At 70.1% G+C, this 18,529-nt stretch carries 18 protein-coding genes; 7 read left to right on the top strand and 11 right to left on the bottom strand.

Annotated features, from left to right (window positions below; translation table 11 throughout):
* A complete protein-coding gene (gene tpiA, locus CRP45_RS34500; protein WP_097244446.1) occupies positions 1-786 on the top strand; it encodes a triose-phosphate isomerase in 786 nt (261 codons plus the stop codon).
* Between the two features lie 122 nt (positions 787-908).
* On the opposite strand, the gene CRP45_RS08330 is transcribed toward tpiA, so the two are convergent.
* Positions 909-1,700 carry an META domain-containing protein gene (locus CRP45_RS08330; protein ID WP_097244445.1) on the bottom strand — a complete coding sequence of 264 codons (792 nt, stop codon included), beginning with the start codon at positions 1,698-1,700 and terminating at the stop codon, positions 909-911.
* A gap of 107 nt (positions 1,701-1,807) precedes the next feature.
* Between CRP45_RS08330 and CRP45_RS08325 the strand changes: the two genes are divergently transcribed.
* The 3 genes from CRP45_RS08325 (at position 1,808) to CRP45_RS08315 (ending at position 4,726) form a co-directional block, all read left to right on the top strand.
* Positions 1,808-3,418: an MFS transporter gene (locus CRP45_RS08325; protein ID WP_097244444.1), complete on the top strand. Its 1,611-nt coding sequence runs from the start codon at positions 1,808-1,810 to the stop codon at positions 3,416-3,418.
* A 57-nt stretch (positions 3,419-3,475) separates the two neighbouring features.
* Entirely contained in the window at positions 3,476-3,709 is a 234-nt protein-coding gene (secG, locus tag CRP45_RS08320) for a preprotein translocase subunit SecG (RefSeq protein WP_067780768.1), read from the top strand.
* A 102-nt stretch (positions 3,710-3,811) separates the two neighbouring features.
* On the top strand, positions 3,812-4,726 hold the full coding sequence (locus tag CRP45_RS08315; protein ID WP_097244443.1) for a LysR family transcriptional regulator: 915 nt from the start codon (positions 3,812-3,814) through the stop codon (positions 4,724-4,726).
* A 1-nt stretch (position 4,727) separates the two neighbouring features.
* Here the strand turns inward: CRP45_RS08315 and CRP45_RS08310 are convergent, their stop codons facing one another.
* Genes CRP45_RS08310 through CRP45_RS08290 form a run of 5 tightly spaced genes read right to left on the bottom strand, consistent with a single transcriptional unit; the run spans position 4,728 to position 9,860 of the window.
* Positions 4,728-5,537, bottom strand: a complete 810-nt coding sequence (locus tag CRP45_RS08310) for a carbohydrate ABC transporter permease (protein ID WP_097244442.1) — start codon at positions 5,535-5,537, stop codon at positions 4,728-4,730.
* Positions 5,530-6,477: a carbohydrate ABC transporter permease gene (locus CRP45_RS08305; protein ID WP_097244441.1), complete on the bottom strand. Its 948-nt coding sequence runs from the start codon at positions 6,475-6,477 to the stop codon at positions 5,530-5,532. Before CRP45_RS08305 ends, CRP45_RS08310 begins: the two co-directional genes overlap by 8 nt.
* A 4-nt stretch (positions 6,478-6,481) precedes the next feature.
* Positions 6,482-7,330 (bottom strand): metallophosphoesterase, encoded by an 849-nt coding sequence (locus CRP45_RS08300; protein ID WP_097244440.1) that lies wholly within the window; start codon positions 7,328-7,330, stop codon positions 6,482-6,484.
* Positions 7,327-8,691, bottom strand: a complete 1,365-nt coding sequence (locus CRP45_RS08295; RefSeq protein ID WP_097244439.1) for an ABC transporter substrate-binding protein — start codon at positions 8,689-8,691, stop codon at positions 7,327-7,329. The genes CRP45_RS08300 and CRP45_RS08295 overlap by 4 nt, the downstream gene beginning before the upstream one ends.
* Before the next feature lie 41 nt (positions 8,692-8,732).
* Positions 8,733-9,860, bottom strand: coding sequence for an ABC transporter ATP-binding protein (locus CRP45_RS08290; protein WP_097244438.1), 1,128 nt, complete (start codon positions 9,858-9,860; stop codon positions 8,733-8,735).
* A 186-nt stretch (positions 9,861-10,046) separates the two neighbouring features.
* On the opposite strand from CRP45_RS08290, the gene CRP45_RS08285 reads away from it, so the two are divergent.
* Complete coding sequence (locus CRP45_RS08285) at positions 10,047-10,736, top strand: DUF8020 domain-containing protein (RefSeq protein ID WP_097244437.1); 690 nt, start codon at positions 10,047-10,049, stop codon at positions 10,734-10,736.
* Positions 10,737-10,810: 74 nt separating this feature from the next.
* On the opposite strand, the gene CRP45_RS08280 is transcribed toward CRP45_RS08285, so the two are convergent.
* Entirely contained in the window at positions 10,811-11,659 is an 849-nt protein-coding gene (locus tag CRP45_RS08280; RefSeq protein WP_097244436.1) for an SDR family NAD(P)-dependent oxidoreductase, read from the bottom strand.
* A gap of 51 nt (positions 11,660-11,710) precedes the next feature.
* Here CRP45_RS08280 and CRP45_RS08275 point away from each other — a divergent pair, with 51 nt between their 5' ends.
* The gene (locus tag CRP45_RS08275; RefSeq protein WP_425436924.1) at positions 11,711-12,703 is read left to right on the top strand and encodes an alpha/beta fold hydrolase; all 993 of its coding nucleotides are present in this window, start codon (positions 11,711-11,713) and stop codon (positions 12,701-12,703) included.
* Positions 12,704-12,716: 13 nt separating this feature from the next.
* Here the strand turns inward: CRP45_RS08275 and CRP45_RS08270 are convergent, their stop codons facing one another.
* The gene (locus CRP45_RS08270) at positions 12,717-13,835 is read right to left on the bottom strand and encodes a hypothetical protein (protein ID WP_097244435.1); all 1,119 of its coding nucleotides are present in this window, start codon (positions 13,833-13,835) and stop codon (positions 12,717-12,719) included.
* Positions 13,836-13,905: 70 nt separating this feature from the next.
* A complete protein-coding gene (locus CRP45_RS08265; protein WP_097244434.1) occupies positions 13,906-14,727 on the bottom strand; it encodes a bestrophin-like domain in 822 nt (273 codons plus the stop codon).
* Between the two features lie 217 nt (positions 14,728-14,944).
* Between CRP45_RS08265 and CRP45_RS08260 the strand changes: the two genes are divergently transcribed.
* Complete coding sequence (locus CRP45_RS08260; RefSeq protein ID WP_097244433.1) at positions 14,945-15,496, top strand: hypothetical protein; 552 nt, start codon at positions 14,945-14,947, stop codon at positions 15,494-15,496.
* 42 nt (positions 15,497-15,538) lie between these two features.
* On the opposite strand, the gene CRP45_RS08255 is transcribed toward CRP45_RS08260, so the two are convergent.
* On the bottom strand, positions 15,539-16,018 hold the full coding sequence (locus tag CRP45_RS08255) for an SRPBCC family protein (protein WP_097244432.1): 480 nt from the start codon (positions 16,016-16,018) through the stop codon (positions 15,539-15,541).
* Positions 16,019-16,152: 134 nt separating this feature from the next.
* Positions 16,153-18,489 carry a thiamine pyrophosphate-dependent enzyme gene (locus tag CRP45_RS08250; protein ID WP_097244431.1) on the bottom strand — a complete coding sequence of 779 codons (2,337 nt, stop codon included), beginning with the start codon at positions 18,487-18,489 and terminating at the stop codon, positions 16,153-16,155.
* Between the last annotated feature and the right edge of the window lie 40 nt (positions 18,490-18,529).

Here is an 18,529-nt window from a genome sequence, read left to right as displayed (position 1 = left end):
ATGGCACGGAAACCGCTTATCGCGGGCAACTGGAAGATGAACCTCAACCACCTCGAGGCCATCGCCCTGGTGCAGAAGATCGCCTTCGCGCTGCCGGAGAAGTACTTCGCCAAGGTCGACGTGGCGGTCATCCCGCCGTTCACCGACATCCGCAGCGTGCAAACCCTCGTCGAGGGCGACAAGCTGCTGATCACCTACGGTGCGCAGGACGTCTCCATGTACGACTCGGGCGCCTACACCGGTGAGATCAGCGGCGGCATGCTGGCCAAGCTCGGCTGCACCTTCGCGGTGGTCGGGCACTCGGAGCGGCGGCAGTACCACAACGAGGACGACGCCACCGTGCTCGCCAAGGCCAAGCAGGCGCTCAAGCACGGCATCACGCCGATCGTCTGCATCGGCGAGGGCCTGAACGTCAGGGAGGCGGGCACGCACGTCGAGTACAACCTCGAGCAGTTGCGCGGTTCGCTGAAAGGCCTGACGGCCGAGGAGATCTCGAAGGTCGTCATCGCCTACGAGCCGGTCTGGGCCATCGGCACCGGCAAGGTCGCCACCCCCGCCGACGCGCAGGAGGTGTGCGGCGCCATCCGCGCCGAGCTCGGCGAGCTGGCCTCGCCCGAGGTCGCCATGGAGGTGCGGGTGCTCTACGGCGGTTCGGTCAACGCCAAGAATGTCGGCGAGCTGGTCGCTCAGCCCGACATCGACGGTGCGCTGGTCGGCGGCGCGTCGCTGAAGGGCGACGAGTTCGCCACGCTCTCGGCGATCGCCGCGGGCGGTCCGCTGCCCTGAGCTGTGGACGGCGCCGAGCCGTTCCTGGCATAGGGCACAACGCTCGAAGTCGGCCCGGTATCGCGGAGGCGATGCCGGGCCGACGGCGTTTCGGCGGGCGGGTGGTACTCGCCAGGATCCGGCTACTGGGCCGTCAGCGTCAGGCCGTGGCCGTTCGCGTTGCGCAGGGTGAGCACGTCGGCGTCGATGGTGGCGGTGGTCTGTCCGTCGAGCACGCGCAGCACCGCGGCCTCGACCTCCATCACCTCCGGCGGGCACATCATTTTGGTGGTGGCCACCTGAAAGGTGACCTTCTCGGCGTCCTGGCTCGGTTCGACGGTCGCCGTGCCGGTCAGCCGGTTGCAGCCCGCCGAACCGGTGACCGCGCCGTCCTCGGCGATCACCAGCGTCGGCTTCGCGTCGACGATGGCTTGGGACTGGATCTGCGCGTCCGGCGTGATCAGCCCGTTCACCACCCACGTGGTGCCGCGCAACGGTTTGTCCGGCTGCGCGACCTTCTTGTCCAGCAGCGTGACCGTCTGCTCGTTGTTCTTCAACGTCAGGGTGTCGCCGTCGAGCTGCCAGGTCGGCGCGGAGGTCAGCAGCGTGTCCACCCACTGGTCCGCTTTCGCGAGGTCACCGGGACAACCGATGAGCGTGCTCGCCAGCTCGTCGACCCGCAACACGTGCTCGTCCAGCGTCACCGCCCCCGAAATGGTGTTGCACCCCGCGTACGCGGTGATGTTGCCGTCCGCGAACCGCAAGCGGAGCGGCCCGCCACCCGGAATCGGCGCGCCCTCCACCTCGGCCGACAGAAAGGTCCGGCCCATCGGCGTCGCCTCCGGCTCGGTCGGCTCACCGTCCTCCGCGCCCCCGCACGCGGCGACACCGAACGCGAGCAACAACACTGGGACGAGTCGCGTAAGAGAGGCCATGGCCGCGATGCTACCGAGCCCCCGGCCCGCGAACCGGGGATCCAGCCCCGGCCGGTCGAGTGCGGCACCGCTGCTACGTAGGAAGGTGCGGGTTTTCGCGCGGCGATATGCTCTGCGGAGTGACCACTGCCGACGCGACGACCCCGCTCTCCACCTGGGCGCCGCTGCGGTCGCCGATCTATCGGGCGTTGTGGATCGCGCAGTTGGTGTCGAATCTCGGCACGTGGATGCAGACGGTCGGCGCGCAGTGGATTCTGGTCGACGAGCCGAACGCGGCGACGCTGGTGTCGTTCGTGCAGACCGCGATCACGCTGCCGGTCATGTTGCTGTCCATACCCTCCGGCGTGCTCGCCGACCTGGTCGATCGCCGCCGCCTGCTGCTGGGCGCCCAGTCCGCGATGGCGCTGCTTGCCACGTTGTTGGCGATCTCCACCGCGACGGACCACACCACGCCCGCGGTCCTGCTCACGCTGCTGTTCCTGCTCGGCTGCGGACAGGCGCTCACCGCGCCGGCGTGGCAGGCGATCCAGCCGGAACTGGTTCCGCGCGAACAGATTCCGTCCGTCGCGGCACTGGGCAGCATGAACATCAACATCGGCCGCGCCGTGGGACCCGCGGTCGCGGGCGTCCTGGTCTCGCTGTCCGGGCCGACGCTGGTGTTCGCGCTCAACGCGGCGTCCTTCGCCGGGATCGTCGCCGTGTTGACCGTGTGGCGCAGGCCGGTCACCGACCGGCAGCTGCCCACCGAGCGGCCGCTGGCGGCGCTCCAGGCGGGCACGAGGTTCATCCGCGCCGCGCCCGCGATCCGCCGGGTGCTGCTGCGGTCGATCCTGTTCATCGCCCCCGCCAGCGCGCTGTGGGCGCTGCTTCCGGTGATCGCGCGGGACTCGCTCGGCCTGTCCTCCTCGGGCTACGGCTTGATGCTCGGCGCGCTCGGCGTCGGGGCCGTGCTCGGCGCGTTCGGCCTGTCGCGGATCCGCGCGCTGTTGACACCCACGCAACGGCTGACCGCGGCCGCCGTGCTGTTCGGCATCGCCTCGGCGGGCGCGGCCCTGCTGCACAACGTGGCGGTGGTGCTGGTGCTGCTCGTCGGCGCGGGTCTGGCCTGGCTGCTGGCCATGTCGACGATGAACTCCACCATGCAGCTGCTGCTGCCCGCCTGGGTGCGCGCCCGCGGGCTCTCGGTCTACATGCTGGTCTTCATGGGCGGGCAGGCCATCGGTTCGCTGCTCTGGGGATTGGTCGCCGGTGCGCTCGCGCCGGTGACCGCACTGCTGATCGCCGCGGCGTTGCTGGCGGCCAGCGCGGTGAGCAGCGTGTGGCTGCCGATCCGGCACAACGCCGAGGAGCTCGACCTCACGCCGTCGGCGTTCTGGCCGGAACCCGAGCTGGTGGTCGAGCCCGAGCCGGACGACGGCCCGGTGCTGGTGCTGCGCGGCTACGACGTGCCGGAGGACCGGGTCGAGGAGTTCCTCGCCGCGATGGCGTTCGTCGGCCGGTCGCGCCAGCGCACGGGCGCGATGGAATGGCGGCTGTATCGCGACGTCGGCGTGGTCGATCGGTACGTCGAGGCCTTCGTGGTGCGCTCCTGGGCCGAGCACATGCAGCAGCATCAGGTGCGGCTCACCGCGCAGGACCAGATCCGCGAGCACGCGGTGGCGGAGTTCTCCGCGGGCGAGGACCAGATCACCCATCTCGTCGCGATGGACCGCCGATAGGCCTCGCCGCCGAGGCCCATTAGGCGGGTGATCATGGCACCCCATAGACTGGTCGCCATGCGGATGTTCCTGGATATCCTCCTGATCATCACCAGCCTGCTGCTGGTGCTGCTGGTGCTGCTGCACCGCGCCAAGGGTGGAGGCCTGTCCAGCCTGTTCGGCGGCGGCGTGCAATCGAGCCTGTCCGGCTCCACCGTCGTCGAGAAGAACCTCGACCGCGTCACGATCTTCACCGGCGTCATCTGGGTCATCGCCATCCTCGGCATCGGTCTGGAGATCAAGTTCGCCTGAGCGGGCAACGGCTCGGTCATCGGGCCTGCCGCGAACGTTGGCGCGCGATTCACTTCCCGTTACTCGACACCGTTAGCGTGACGAGCACGGGAAGGAGTCGGTATGGAACTCCGGCATCTGATGTCGTTTCTCGCGCTCGCCGAGGAACTGCACTTCGGTCGCGCCGCGCAGCGGCTGCACCTGACCCAACCGAGCCTCAGCGCGCAGCTGCGGAAATTGGAGAAGTCCCTCGGCGTGCAACTGGTGTCCCGGAACTCGCACGAGGTGAAGCTGACACCGGCCGGACGCGAATTCGAGGGACAGGCCCGGCTGATCGTCGCGCAACTGGATCGCGCCGCCGAGATCACCAAAGCCGCCGCCGCGGGCCACTCCGGCAGCCTGAATGTCGGTTACAACCTGCCCGCGAGCAGGCACGTCCTGCCCGACGCGCTGGCCAGGATGGCGCGCGAGCACCCGGATGTCACGGTCTCGCTGTGGGAGAAGCGCACCGGCCCGCAGCTGGCCGCCTTGAACGACGGAACACTCGACGTCGGGCTGGTGTACGGCCACCCGCACACCGCCGCGTTCCGCTATCGTCCACTACTGCAACGTATTCCGCTGGTGGCGGTGGTGGGACGGACGCATCGCTGGGCGGGACGCTCGGGGGTCCGGTTCGCGGAACTCGCCGAGCAGCGGTGTGTGCTCTTCGCCCGTGAGCAGTGTCCGGCGATGTACGACTCCATCTTTCGTGCCGCCGCGGACAACCGGATCGGCCTCGATGTGGCGCAGACCGCCGACGATCCCGGTGCGACCGCGCACATGGTCTCGGTGCGGCCGTTCGTCGGATTCGCCTCGCTGCCGCGGGCGCAGTCGATGAACATGGGCGGCCCGGACAGCGGGGCCGTGGCGGTCAAGCTGCTCGATCCGGTGCCGACCTTGGATCTGTTCGCGGTGTGGCGCGCCGAGGAGACCAACCCCGCGGTGGGGCTGTTCCTCGACGCGATCGAGGCACCGCACGAGCAGACGGTGCCGGTCTAGCTCATTTCAGCCCGGAGCGGACGAACGCGTTCGTGATCTGGCGCTGCAACACCAGATACAGCAGCAGCACCGGCAGACACGCGAGGCTCGCCACGGCCATCATCGGCCCCCAGTCCTCGCCCTCGGTGCCCATGAAGCTGCGCAGACCCAGTTGCAGCACGCCGTTGGAGCGGCGCAGCACGACCGCGGGCCAGAAGTACTCGTTCCACGCGTTGACGAACAACAGGATGCCGAGCGCGGCAAGCGCGGGCCGCAGATTCGGTACCACGACGGTCCACAGGATCGACCACGACGAACGGCCGTCCAGCTTGGCGGCGGCGACCAGCTCGGCGGGGAAGCTCGCCATGTGCTGGCGCAGGAGTAGCACCGCGAGCGCGGAGCACAGCGTCGGCAGCACCACGCCGATCAACGTGTCGATGAGCCCGAAACGGTTGAGCAGCACATAGTTCGGCAGCATCGTCACCTGGAACGGCACCAGCCACGTGCCGACGAACGCCAGATACAGCACCCGCCGGAACGGGAAGGAGTACATGGCGAAGGCGTAGGAGGCGAGCAGCGCGACGAGCAGTTGCGCCGCGGCCGAGCACAGCGCGACCACCGCGGTGTTGACGAAAAGACCCGCCAGATCGACCTTCTCGGCCGCGTCGGTGTAGCTGTCCAGCGACAGCGGCCACGGAAGCGGCGAGAGCGACATCACGTCGGCCGGTCGGCGCAGCGCGGTCGCGAACAACCAGTACACCGGGAACGCGCAGGCGATCGCGACGCCGCCGAGCAGCAGATGACGGCCGACGCCGCGCAGACGCTCAATCATCGTGATACGACAGCCTTTCCGAGAGCCACACCAGCGATCCCGCGACGACCGCGAAGCCGGCGAACAGCAGCACGCCCGCCGCCGCGCTGAGCCCGGCGTCGAAACTGTGGAACGCGTAATCCCACAGCAGGTAGTAGACATTCGTGGTGGCCTGCGAGGGACCGCCCTGGGTCATCGAGTCGATGAGCGGGAAAGTCAGCGTCGGCGTGAGCAGGACGGTGGTGAGGACGAGGAACAGCAGCGTCGGCGACAGCAGTGGCACGGTGATCCACCGGCGGATCTGCCGCGGACTCGCACCGTCGACCCGGGCGGCTTCCGAGTAGTCCGGATTGATTCCCGCCAGTCCCGCCGAGACGACGAGCGTGGCGAAGCCGAGCAGCTGCCAGCCGGTGATGACGATGATCACCGGGTGCGCGGTCGCGGCGTCGTAGACCCAGTTGCGCCCCGAACCGAGCACCCGGTCGACCGCCCCGCCGCCGGGGTGCAGCAGCCAGCGCCAGACCGCCGCCGCGGCGACCGGGGCGACGAGGAACGGCAGGAAGACGAGCGCCTGGTAGACCGTGCGCGCCCGGACGCCGACCCGCCGGGCGGTCATGGCGAGCGCCAGCGGAAGCAGGACCGTGAACGGCAGCAGTCCCGCGATCAGCACCGCCGTGCGGGCCAGCGAATCCCGGAAGGCGGGCAGCTCGACCAGCCGCTCGTAGTTGGCCGCGCCGACCGGCCGCACAGGGGAGATGGGCAGCAGATTCCAGGAGTACGTGGACAATTCGACCGCCTGCACCAGCGGACGGTATGTCCACAGGACGAGCAGCACGACAGCGGGCAGCAGGTACAGATAGGGAACGACGGAACGGCCTGCGGCGCGGATCTTTTCACGGACGCCGCGGCGGACCGACGGCTGAACCGCCGGAGCTGCCGATGGCGACTCGACGACGAACATCGCCTCACCCTCGCCCGGCGCCGAGCGCCGCGAGCTGATCGAGCACCTCCCGCTCGTCGTGGTCGTAGACCGACGGCGCCGGAGTGGTCTCCACCGCCGTCGCCACCGTGCCCGAGTCCATCACATCGATACGGCTGAAACCGGATCCGGCGAAGCCGCGGTGCCTGCCAGCGGGCGCGAACGGGTCGACCCGATAGGCCAGCGCGGGGCCGACCCACACCGGAACACCCGCCAGCGCACCGGCCGCTGTCGCGTGGTTGTGCCCGCACACGATCATCCGGACGTCGGTGCCGCCGACCGCCTCGGCCAGCAGTTCGGGCCGGCGCAGCCGCAGCAGGTCGGGTCCGGCGACGGGGGAGGGAATCGGCGGGTGGTGCAACACGACCAGTGTTCCGCGCGGCACGGGTGTGCGCAGTTCGGCGGCCAACCAGTCGAGCTGTGGTCCGCTCAGCTCGCCGTGGTGTCGACCGGGAATGGTGCTGTCCAGCACGATGATTCGCAGTCCGCGCACCTGCGTGACGTGGTCGATCGTGGTCTCGAGAGCCACGGTCCGGTCGAGCAGTTCCGCGGCGAACGCGACACGTTCGTCGTGATTGCCCATGGCGTAGACGATTTCGGCGCCGAGCGCGTCGGCCGCGGGTGTGACCAGCGCGCGCAACCGCCGATACGCCTCCGGTGCGCCGTTGTCGGCGAGATCACCGGAGAGGACAAGCGCGTCGACCGGACGGCGTGCGGTTACCAGTTCGGACAGGGTTCGGCGCACGGTCGCGAACGTGTCGACCGTGCCGTGCACCAGCTCGCCCTCCGGACGCAGGTGCAGATCGGTGAGCTGGACGACCGTGACCGCGTTCATGCGACCGGGAGCAGCTTGCGGCCCTGCTCCTGTGCGGCCGTCAGGGTGGACTTCGGATCGGCGCCGTGGAAGACGACGGCCTCGACCGCGTCCATCATGCCGTCGCGGATCTGCAGATAATTGTTGCCCGGCATGGAGATCCACGGCTCCATCGTCGCGAGCTGGGCGACGTTCGGCGCGAGCAGTGGGTTACGGCGCGCCCAGTCCCGCAGGCCGTCCTCGTCGTCGAGCAGGCCGGTGCGCAGCGGCAGATACCCGATGCCCTGCGCGATGCGGACATAGGCGCGCTCGCTGGTGAGGAACTCGATCAGCTGCCACGCCGCGCGCTGCTTGGCCGGGTCGTCGGACAGAATGTACAGGGAGGCACCGGAATTCGTCGGAACGGTCGGCTTGGCGCCGAAGCTCGGCATCGGGGCCGAACGCAGATCCCAGCGATCCTGCGCGCCCTTGACGAACTGCCCCTGGATCGCGCTGGTCTCCAGGATCATGCCGATCTCGCCGCGACCGAACGCCTCGTAGCCCTGCTTCTGATTCAGCGCGGGCATGGCGCCGCCGCGCACCAGATCCTGCGCCATTCTCGTCACCTCGACCGCCGCGTCCTCCGCGTAGGTGAGGGTGCGCCGATCCTCGGCGAGGACCCGGCCTCCGTTGGAGCGGACCAGAGACTGGAAGCACCAGTCCTTGGCCGTCTTGGTCAGGCAGTCGATGTACACGCCGTCCTTGTCGGTCGCCGCGGTGATCGCCTCGGCCGCCTCGGCCACCTCCTGCCAAGTCGTGGGCGGGCGGTTCGGATCGAGCCCGGCCTGCGCGAAAAGCGTGGCGTTGTAATACAACACGGGCGTGGAGAAGACGAACGGGACGCCGTAGGTCTGACCGTTCCAGTCGGCGAGGGTGCGGGCCCGCGGCGCGTAGCCGTGCTCGGCGCCGTCGAAGTTCCGCTGCACCGCGTCCCTACCGAACAGCGCGTCGAGCGGTTTGGCGCGCAACTCGTTCACGGTGAAATCCAGATCGCTGAACCCCAGCTGGGCCACGTCCGGCGGCGTGCCCGCCACCAGCTGGTTCTGGATGCTGGAGATGGTGTCGGTGGCCGGATTGGGGCTGTTGCCCTGCGGTTTCCGCGCCGTCACCGAGATGTTCGGGTGCGCGGCGCGGAATTCGGCGAGCAGCGCGTCGAAGGTGTCGGTCCACGCGCCGGCCATGCCGTAGTTGTAGGACTCGAAGACGATCGAAACCTGTTGATCAGGAGCGAGTTCCGGGACCGGGCCGACCTGCGACGGCGCATCGGACGCGGTGCTGCCGAGTCCGCCGCAGGCGCTGGCCGCCAGGGTGGTCGCCAGGGCGATGCCCATGGCGGAGATCATGCGTTTCAACGGTGCTCCTCGTGTTCGGTGTTCGGGTCGCGTCAGACCGCCGAGAGCGTGGTGGCCTCGGTGGTCGAAAGGTGTTGTGGTTCCCGCCAAGTCAGCCGCAGCCCGGAGTCCGGGTCGAACAGGTGCAGGTCGGCGGGCGCGGCGTCGAGTTCGACGGCGTCCCCGGGACGGACCGCGGCGGGCCGCGCGACGCGTGCGCACAGCGACTGTCCGCCCAGGTCCACGTGCAGCAACTCCTCGCTGCCGAGGTTCTCGACCATCGTCACGCGACCGCGCAGCGCGCCTCGCTCCGCGACCACACGCAACCGCTCCGGGCGGACGCCCACGGTGACCGCGATGTCACCGTGGGCGCCCCGGATGCCGAGCGCGGCGTCGAGTCCCTCCGCGACCACACGCAGTCGACCGTCGCGCTCGGTGACGGTGGCGGTGGCGGACAACAGATTCATGGGCGGCGATCCGAGAAAGCCCGCGACGAATGTCGAGCGCGGCCGGTCGTACAGCTCCTCGGGCGGGCCGACCTGCGCCAGCCTGCCGTCCTCGAACAGCGCGATGCGGGTGGCCATCGTCATCGCCTCCACCTGGTCGTGCGTGACGTACAGGAAGGTCGCGCCGAGCCTGCGGTGCAGCGCGATGAGTTCGGCGCGCGTCGCGCTGCGCAACTTCGCGTCCAGGTTCGACAGCGGCTCGTCCATGAGAAAGGCGCCGGGATCGCGAACCATGGCGCGCGCCAGAGCGACTCGTTGCCGCTGGCCGCCCGACAGCGCCGCAGGGCGCCGCCGCAGCAGGGGCGTCAGCTCGAGCGCCGCGGCGACCTCCGCCACCCGCTCGGCGATCCGGGCGCGGGACTGGCGCCTGGCCCGCAGCGGGAACGCGATGTTGCGTTCGACCGTGAGATGCGGGTACAGCGCGTAACTCTGGAAGACCATCGCCAAGTCCCGCTGCTGCGGGGCCACGCCGGTGATGTCGCGGCCGTCGAGCAGGACGCGTCCGGAGGTCGGCGTCTCCAACCCGGCGATCAGCCGCAGCAGCGTCGACTTGCCGCAGCCGCTCGGACCGAGCAGCACCATGAACTCGCCGTCGGCGATGTCCAGGGACACCTCGCGCACCGCGTCGGTCGCGCCGAAACGTTTCGACACCGCGTCGATCTGCAGCCGGGCCATCCGGGTCCTCCTCTCGCACCGAGACGAGTGTCGGGCGGCGAGGCGGGCGTAGCGGCGGGCGATAGGAAACGCCGATCGCGCGAATCATGTCCCGCCATCGAGCGCGTCCAGGCCGCGCCGCGACGGGACGGTCTTCTCGCCGACGTCGGCGCGCCGGGCGCCGACCCGACGAACAGAGGAGACCCCATGAAGAGCACGCTCGCGACCTGCGCGCTACTGACCGCCGCGCTCGCCTTCGGCGCGGTGACGGCGAGCGCCACGCCGGAACCCGACGCGGTCGGATTCTCCGCAACGGCCACCGAAACGTCCGCCGTGATCACCGTCGACGCCGGTTCGATGGTGGTCGACGACGGCGCGCTCGAAATCAGGGCCGCGGACGGAACGGTGCTCGCGGGCACCGAATTGTCGTTTCGGGTAGACGATTTCGTGTTCCCCATCACCGCCGAGATCGCCGGACGCTCGGCCACGCTGACCCCGCGCTTCGACCTCGCGCACGCCGCCTATCGCCCCGTCGCGCTGCCCTTCGAGGATCAGGCGCCGTGGAAGACGGAATACGAGCGCGAGCAGGCGGCATGGAGCAGGATGACCGCCACCATCTCGATGGGCGCCACCATCGGGACGCTGGTCGGCGGGCTCGGCGGCGCGGCGGTCGGCTGTGTGCTTGGCGGTGTCGTCGGCGCGACCGTGGCTTCGGCGACCATCCTCGGGCTGTTCGGTCCGTTCGTCCCGGCCGCGGCGGTGGGCTGCCTCGGTGGCATCGTCGCCATCGGTGCGCTCGGCACCGTCGCCGGTCAGCTGTTGGTGACCGCGCCCGTCGCCGTGCATGCCGCGACCCAGTACTTCACGACGATCAACACCCCGTTCCCGCGGAAGTGACCCCGGCGCGTCGTGGCGCGCGCTCGCTCGCGCGTCACGACCTGCGCCGCGGCAGCGGTGGCGGGTCGACCCGGTCAGTCGTTGCGCGGCACCCGTCCGTCGATGTCGGTGAAGCCGTACTGGTCGGCGAGATCGGCCACGCGCCAAGCCGATCCGGTGCGTGCGCGCCGCCGCGGGTCGGCGGCCAGCGCGACGACGGCGCGGCCGGGGAAGCGCGGTGTCTCGGCGGCGCCGAGGTCGAAGGTGCCCTCGCCGGGCAGGGTGACAAGGCGGCGTCCCTCGGCGTCGGCCGGGACCAGTTGCAGGAGTTCGGTGTCCACGATCCCCGGCCACAGCGAGACCACGGTGACCTCGGTGTCGGCGAGATCGCGGGCCATGTCGGCGGTGAGCCGGTCCAGCGCGGTCTTGGCCACGCCGTAGACCGCGTTGTGCATGTACCGCTGGGAACCCGGCGAGGAGACGTTGACGACGAGCCCGCCCGAACCGATCAGCAGCGGCGAGGCGTAGAAGCTTGCCGCGTAATGGGATCGGACGCCGACGTCGAAGGTTTCGTCCCAGGCGCTCGGCGGCACCTCCCAGAACGGTTTGCCGAGCCAGCGGGCCGCGGCGGGGGAGTTGTAGACGTTGTTCACCAGCACGTCGAGGCGGCCCTGTTCGGCGCGCACCCGTTCGAAGAGGCGCTGTACGGCGTCGTCGTCGCGGTGATCGCAGACGAAGGGGATTCCGTGCCCGCCGAGCGCGTCGATCGCGGCCGCGGTGTCGTGCACGGTGCCGGGTAGTCGGCCCGCCGTCGCCGACCGCCCGGTGATGTACACCGTCGCGCCCGCCGCGCCCAGTTCCAATGCGATGCCCTTGCCGATGCCGCGGCTCGCGCCGGTGACGACCGCGACCCGGCCGTGGAGTTCTCGAGGTATTCCGCTCACGACTCTCGGACATTACCGTTACTTGTAGAACGCGTTCTAGATTTGGAGGCGATAGTGGAGCTGACGCATCGGTTCGTGACCACCAACGGCATCCGGATGCACATCGCCGAACAGGGCAGTGGCGATCCCGTGGTGTTCTGTCACGGTTTCCCGCACACCTGGTTCGTCTGGCATCGGCAGCTCGCCGCTGTCGCTGCCGCCGGGTATCGCGCCATCGCCCCGGACCTGCGCGGATACGGCCGGACCGAAGCTCCCGATGATCCGGCGGAGTACACGAATCGCGCCGTCATCGGTGATCTCCTCGGCCTGTTGGACGACATCGGCGCCGAACGCGCGGTGTTCGTCGGCCTGGATTTCGGCGCCGCGCTCGTGTGGGAGCTGGCGCTGCGCGCGCCCGAGCGGGTGGCGGGGGTGATCGTGCTGAACAACCCCTACGCGCCGCGTCCGCCGCGGGCGCCCTCCGAGCTGTGGGCCAAGGCCGCCGCGCGCCATTTCCTGCACCTGGACTATTTCCAGCGGCCCGGTGTCGCCGACGCCGAGCTCGCGGCCCGCCCGCGGGAATTCCTCGCCCGCGTCTACTACTCGCTCAGCGCCGACTACCACTACCTCGACACCTGGCGTTTTCCCGCAGAGGGCACCGGCTACCTCGATGTGCTTCCCGAGGCTCCTGCGCTGCCGTGGCGCTGGCTGTCCGATGACGAGTTCGACACGCTCGCAGCCGATTTCGAGCGCACCGGCTTCACCGGCGGCCTCAATTGGTACCGCAACCTGGACCGGAACTGGACGCTCACGGCCGACTACGCGGACGCTCGGGTGAGCGTGCCCACCTACTTCCTCTACGGTGACCGCGACCCGGATATGGAAGGCTTCAGCGGGCGCGATCCGCTGGGGACCTTGCGCGCATACGTGCCGGACCTGCGCGCGGTGACCAAGATTGCCGACGCCGGGCACCTCGTCCAGCTCGAGCGTGGCGACGAAGTGAACGCGCTGATCACCGCGCACCTGGCCGACCTGGCGGCGACCACCGCCGACGTCCCGGCCTGATACCGCGACATCATCACGGCAGTCTCGGGGCGCGAGTCGCGACGACCCGGGTGCGGACGGCGGCGAGCACCGTGATCACCAGGACCGTCATGAGCTCCAAGAGGTTCCAGGCGAGCTGGTCGGCGGTGGGTTCGACGGGTTGTGGATCCGCCGCTTCGGGTGGTCGCGCGGGGAGCGGCGGCGGCACAGGTTCCGGTGTAAGGGCCTGCGCTGGAACGGGTTCGGGCGCGGCCTGCGGTATCGGAATGGGCAGCGGTGGCTCGAGCCGAAGCGGAATGCCGGGCGTCGGGGGTGTCGTCGGGAGCAGCAGGAGGCAGGTGAGCAGGGCGCTGCCACCGAGTGCGGAGCCCGCGGCGCTGCCGAGGGCCGAACCGCTGGAACCCGGTCCGACGAGGCCGCTGCCCGTGCCACTGCCGAGCGCCGAGCCCGAGCCGAGCAGACCCGGACCCATCAGACCGCTGCTGAGGGCGGACCCGCTCGAGCCGGAACCGATCAGGCCACTGCCCAGTGCGGGGGCGGCCGAGCCGAGCGCTAGTGCCGCGCTGCCCGCCGCCGCGCTGCCGGTACAGGCCGTGCGCACGCTTCCGACGTCGAGGCCGAGGGTTTCGGCGGGGGTGGTGGTGGCCGGTTCGAGAGCCGAGTCGGTGTCCGCGACGGGAACCGGCTCGTAGCCCGGAGCACCGGTGACCGGCGGAGACTCGCCCATCGGCGAGCCTTCCGGCGTGAGCGCCACGGGAATTGCGGCGTAGGCACTTCCGGTATCGATCGCCGTCAGATCCGTGAGGGCGCTACCGGAGTTGGTCCGCGGCGTCGACCCGGCTGCCCCGGCAGCGGCGCTTCCGCTTCCGATCGGCGTTCCGCCCGTGGACGTGTCGCCCGCACCGAGGCTCAGTGGCACGAGCGGCTGATCGGGCTCGGCCGCGTCGCCGCCCGCGCTACCGCTGTCGCGGGGGACATGCGCGGGTTTCGGACCAAGCGCCAAAGGTGCTGCGGTGGGCGGACTCTCGATTCCCGTCGATGGCCCGCCCGCGGCGCTGCCGGTGATGATGCCCGGTGGTGGGAGCGGCGGCGCGGGCGAGGCGGCGGCGAGCGGCGGGCACGTCAGCCAGATGGCGGCCACGGGCAGTGCCACGGCCAATCCGACTCTCGGGCAGCGCTTTCGCCCGCTGCGGTCAGCCTTTCGCACGCCGGCGCGGCGCGGCTTACCGGTGCGGAACATCGCCTGCGCCGATCGCCGTGGCCGGTGCGGAATGCGCCGAGCGCCCGCCGATCTGCTCGAAGCGGGTCTGCGCGTATTCGTAGGCGTCCCTCGGGACGACGTTGCCGCCGGAGAACGGGCGGTCCAGATTGTGGATGGCGAGCACGGCGGCGCCGACAACCACGCCGAGGAGCGCGGTCATCGCGACGCTGCGTTTGGTCACCCGCAGACCTGAGAGCACCGGGCTGAACAGCAGCAGGAGGGTGCCGAAAAACAAGGCGAGGTAAAGGAATCCGGGCACGCCGCGGCCCGCGTCGACGGCTCGATCGTGCCGGGCCTGCGCTACCTGGTCGAGTCCGGCCAACGCTGCGGCGCGGGTATCGCTCGTCGCGGTATCACTCGACGACACCGCGGTGACGCTGGCGCGCAGTGTGTCGAAGGTGTCCTGGGTGGCCGGGCTGAGTTTGCCTTCGGCGTCCATCACCGCCCATTCCCCGCTGACGACTTGGTCGGTGTACGCGCGCAGCAGACCTTGGACCTGCTGCCGGTCGGCCTCGGGCAGCCCCTGCGCGGCGAGGTAGGTGTCCACCAGCGCTTTGGATTCCGCGACGGTGTGGTTGTGCGCGTTCTGATACTGCTGCCAGCAGATCACCACGACGAACGCGACGACCGCGGTGAAGAACGTCTTGATGAGATCGAGCACCAGGGTTCCGGACGCCTCGTCGCCGGTCTGCCGCCACGATTCCGGGCGAACTCGGTCGCCCACCACGAACACCGTCAGCGCCAAGACCGCCGCGGCAACCGGAAAGATGAATTCCAAGGCCATATCGGGCACCGCCTTCCGCACAACTGGGCCGCCGGGGTGACACCCCGGCGTGTGGCGTGATCGCGGACAGCAGCGATCGTCAGTGATTCGGGGCGGTGCCTCGGACGGATGAGATCCCTTGGCGTGTCGCGCATTCGGTGAGTCGCGCTGCGGCGGCCGGTTTTTCGGATGTCGTCGGTCCGCGCCGAGCGGGCCGAGCGGTCGGTACTGTGGCCTCATGAGAATCGGGGGAATCGATTGGCGGCGTGGGGCGCCACGGTGGTGGGTCGTCTGGGCGCTGGGCACCGCGGGACTCGCCGCGGTCTGCTGTCTCGGTCTGATCGTCCAAGAGGTGACCGAGAGCGAGGGCGGCGACGGCACGATGCTGTTGCTGTTCGGGCTGCTCACGGCCGGAGCGTTGTGGATGGTCTGCGGCGTGATCGGTTTGATCGCCTACGACAACGCGCGACTGAGTTCGATCGCGCCGCTGGTCGTCGTCCTCGCGGTCGCGCTGTTCTGGGCGGGGCTACCGGCACACGTCGGGTGGTGGCTGTCGAAGGGCAGCCTCGACCGGGCGGCCACCGAGTGCGTCCCATCCGAAACGAGTGCTCGCTACGGCGCCTACACGATCATCAGCGTCGAGCCGCACGAAGGCGGTTGCCTGTTCAGCACGGGCCATGGCTGGTATGCGAAGGAGGGCTTCGCCTACTTTCCGAACGGGGCACCGCAACCGAAGGGCGAGTACGGCTATCGCTTCGAACCGTACGACGGTCCCTGGTACCGATACTGAATCAGCGCGCGGGCGGTTCGTTGTTTCGGCGCGACAGGACGTTCAGCGGTATTCCGCCGCGAGCTCCGGATAATCCGCCCAGCACGGGAGCGGCCGATACTCCAGGTAGGCGGTGAGCCGGTCCAGCAGGTACTGCCAGCGCGGACCGACCGCACTCGCTTCGGGATGGCAGAGGTGGCGACGGACGAGTTCCAGATTGGTGACCACGCCGACCTGGGACAGGCGCAGCTCGACGATACAACCGTCGATGTGCACGACGAGCTCGTGCGGCGCCACGCAGTGCTCCACGCGGACCGCGATCGGACCCGCTACGGGACCGTCCACCGGCTCGATCGTGTAGTTGCCGCTGCCGCCCGACACCGCGCCCAACCAGCGCTCGAGCTGGCTCCGTGACGTGCACGCCGACCAGACGTCCAGCACCGGCTGACGGTAGGACCGCAGGTAGTGCAGCAGCACGCGAGCGTCGCCCTCGGTCGCGTCGTGCTCGGGTCGCACCTCGCCCAGGATGGACATCGTGGTCATCGTCCTGCCTTTCGCCGCCGGTCACTGGTGATTCGTCCAGGGTATTTCCCGCTGCCGGCCATCGAACCGCGAACACGCGGATCCGCGCGCCGATCGCCCGCGCGATTGCCGACGGACTTCGTCCGCAGCGCCGATCAGGCGAGCAGTTCCGCCGCGGCTTTCTCGATGCCGGTCTCGTCCAGCAGCACGGTGTCCGCCGCGGGCCCGAGCGGGACGAAGCTGTCCGTGCTGGTCACCCGCGCGACGCGACCGGTGAAACCGGCGTCGATCAGCGCGGTGCACACCGATTCGGAGACCCCGCCGCTGTGCCGCGTCTCGTCGGCGACGAGGACGCGGCCGGTGGCGCGGGCGTGCGCGAGCAGATCGGCGACCGGTAGCGGGCTGAGCCACCGCAGATCGAGCACGCGGGCGCGGACACCGCGCGACGCGAGCCGGTCCGCCACCCGCAGGCTCATCGGAACGCCGTTGCCGAAACTCACGATCGTGAGGTCGCCGCCGTCGCCGTAGACGCGGGCGCGGCCGATCTCCACGTGCGGCCCGGTGGCAGGGGCCGACCACGCGCCGTCGCCAGGATGCAGATCCTTGGTGTGGTACAGCGCGATGGGCTCGAGGTATACGCAGACCCGTCCGTCCACGCGCGCCGCCGAGACGCAGGTGCGCAGCAGCGCCGCCGCGTCGTCGGCGCGCGACGGCACCGCGATCACCAGCCCGGGGATGTCACGAAGCGCCGCAACGGAATTGTCGTTGTGGAAGTGCCCGCCGAAGCCCTTCTGGTAGGCAAGCCCGGCGATCCGCACCACCATCGGATTGCGGTAGCGGCCGTGCGAGAAGAACTGGAGGGTGGCCGCCTCGCCGCGCAACTGGTCGGCCGCGTTGTGCAGGTAGGCGAGGTACTGGATCTCCGGAATCGGGACGAATCCGGCGAGTCCCGCGCCGAGCGCGGTGCCGAGCACGCTCTGTTCGTCGAGCAGCGTGTCGAAGACGCGGCGCGCGCCGAAACGCTTCTGCAAACCCTTGGTGACGCCGTACACGCCGCCTTTGCGGCCGACGTCCTCGCCGAACACCAGCACGTCGGGGTCGCGCGCGAGCAGGTCGGCGAGGGTGTGGTTGATCGCCTGCGCGATGGTCATCCCTGGTTCGCTCGTGGACGCGGTGGCGCGGGCCGTCCGACGGTCCGGACCCGTGAGACGCGCGCCGTGCCGGGATGCCGTGCTGTGCGCCGCGGACCGCGAATCCGCGTGGCCGTCCGGCATCCCGGAAGCCGCGCCGACCGTACCGGAAGCTTGCTCGTCACGCCGCTCCCTGGGCGGCCCTGCGCGCAGCACGTCGGCCCGCACCTCCTCGGGGTGCGCGGGCGCCAAGGGTGCGGTGACCGCCGCCGCGGACGTCAATTTCGGTTCCCGCCAGACCAATTCGGCCATGGCCGTCACCCGGTGCCCGATCTCGTCGTAGAGCGAGACCATCTCGTCGGGCTTGGCCAACCCCCGTTCGACTAGCAGCCGGGCCGTCGCGACGACCGGGTCGCGCACCAGATCGGCCGCGATGTCGGCGGGACGGCGATACGCGGTCTCCATGTCCGAACCGGCATGGCCGAGCAACCGCACTGTGCGCAGCCGCAGGAACGCGGGCTTGCGGTGCTCGCGCACCCAGCGGACGGCGCGTTCGGACGCGGTCAGCGCGTCGATCGGATCGCAACCGTCGGCGTCGAAATAGGCAAGGCCGGGCCGTGTTCCGTAGGCGTGCTCGATCCACTCCGGCGGCGTCGGCACGCTGATGCCGATGCCGTTGTCCTCGCAGACGAACAGGATCGGCACCGGAATCCCTTGGTGCGCGGTGTGAATCGCGGCGTTGACGGCGCCCGCGGCCGTCGAGTGGTTGGCCGAGGCATCGCCGAAAGTGCACAGCACCACCGAGTCTCGCGGCCATTCCGAGGGGATGCCGAGCCGATCCGCCCGTTCGATCGCGAAGGCGAGCCCGACCGCCCGCGGCAGATGCGAGGCGATGGTGGAGGTTTGCGGAATCACGTGCGCGGGCTTGCTGCCGAAGACCTTGTGCCTACCGCCGGAGATGGGGTCGACCGCCGCGGCGACCACGCCGAGTAGCACATCGCGGATCGGATCCAGCCCGGGCACCCGGCGCGCGCGGTGCACGAAGAACGCGCCGGAACGATAGTGCAGCAGTGCCGGATCGGTGGCCCGCGTCGCGACCGAGAGCGCCGCGTTGCCCTCGTGGCCGGAGGAGCCGATGCTGTAGTAGCCGCGCTTGGCCACGCCGAGCGCGCGCGCCGCCAGATCGAGATGCCTGCTGGTGGCCTGCGCGTCGAAGACCTCCCACAGCGTGTCCGGGGAGATGCCGGGTCCGAGGTTCTCGTCGCGAATGTGCCGCGGCGCCAGCGTGCCGATCTCGGCGCGGAAACGCTCGTCCAAGGCCCGCGCCGGATTCGCGCCGGATTCCGGCGCCACCCCGCTCATCGCTGCCCCGCGCTGGGCGAGCACGGCCGACGGTGGGCCG

This window comes from Nocardia amikacinitolerans, from assembly GCF_900215415.1.
GTDB lineage: Bacteria > Actinomycetota > Actinomycetes > Mycobacteriales > Mycobacteriaceae > Nocardia > Nocardia amikacinitolerans.
This window is presented reverse-complemented; position numbering and strand designations above follow the sequence as displayed.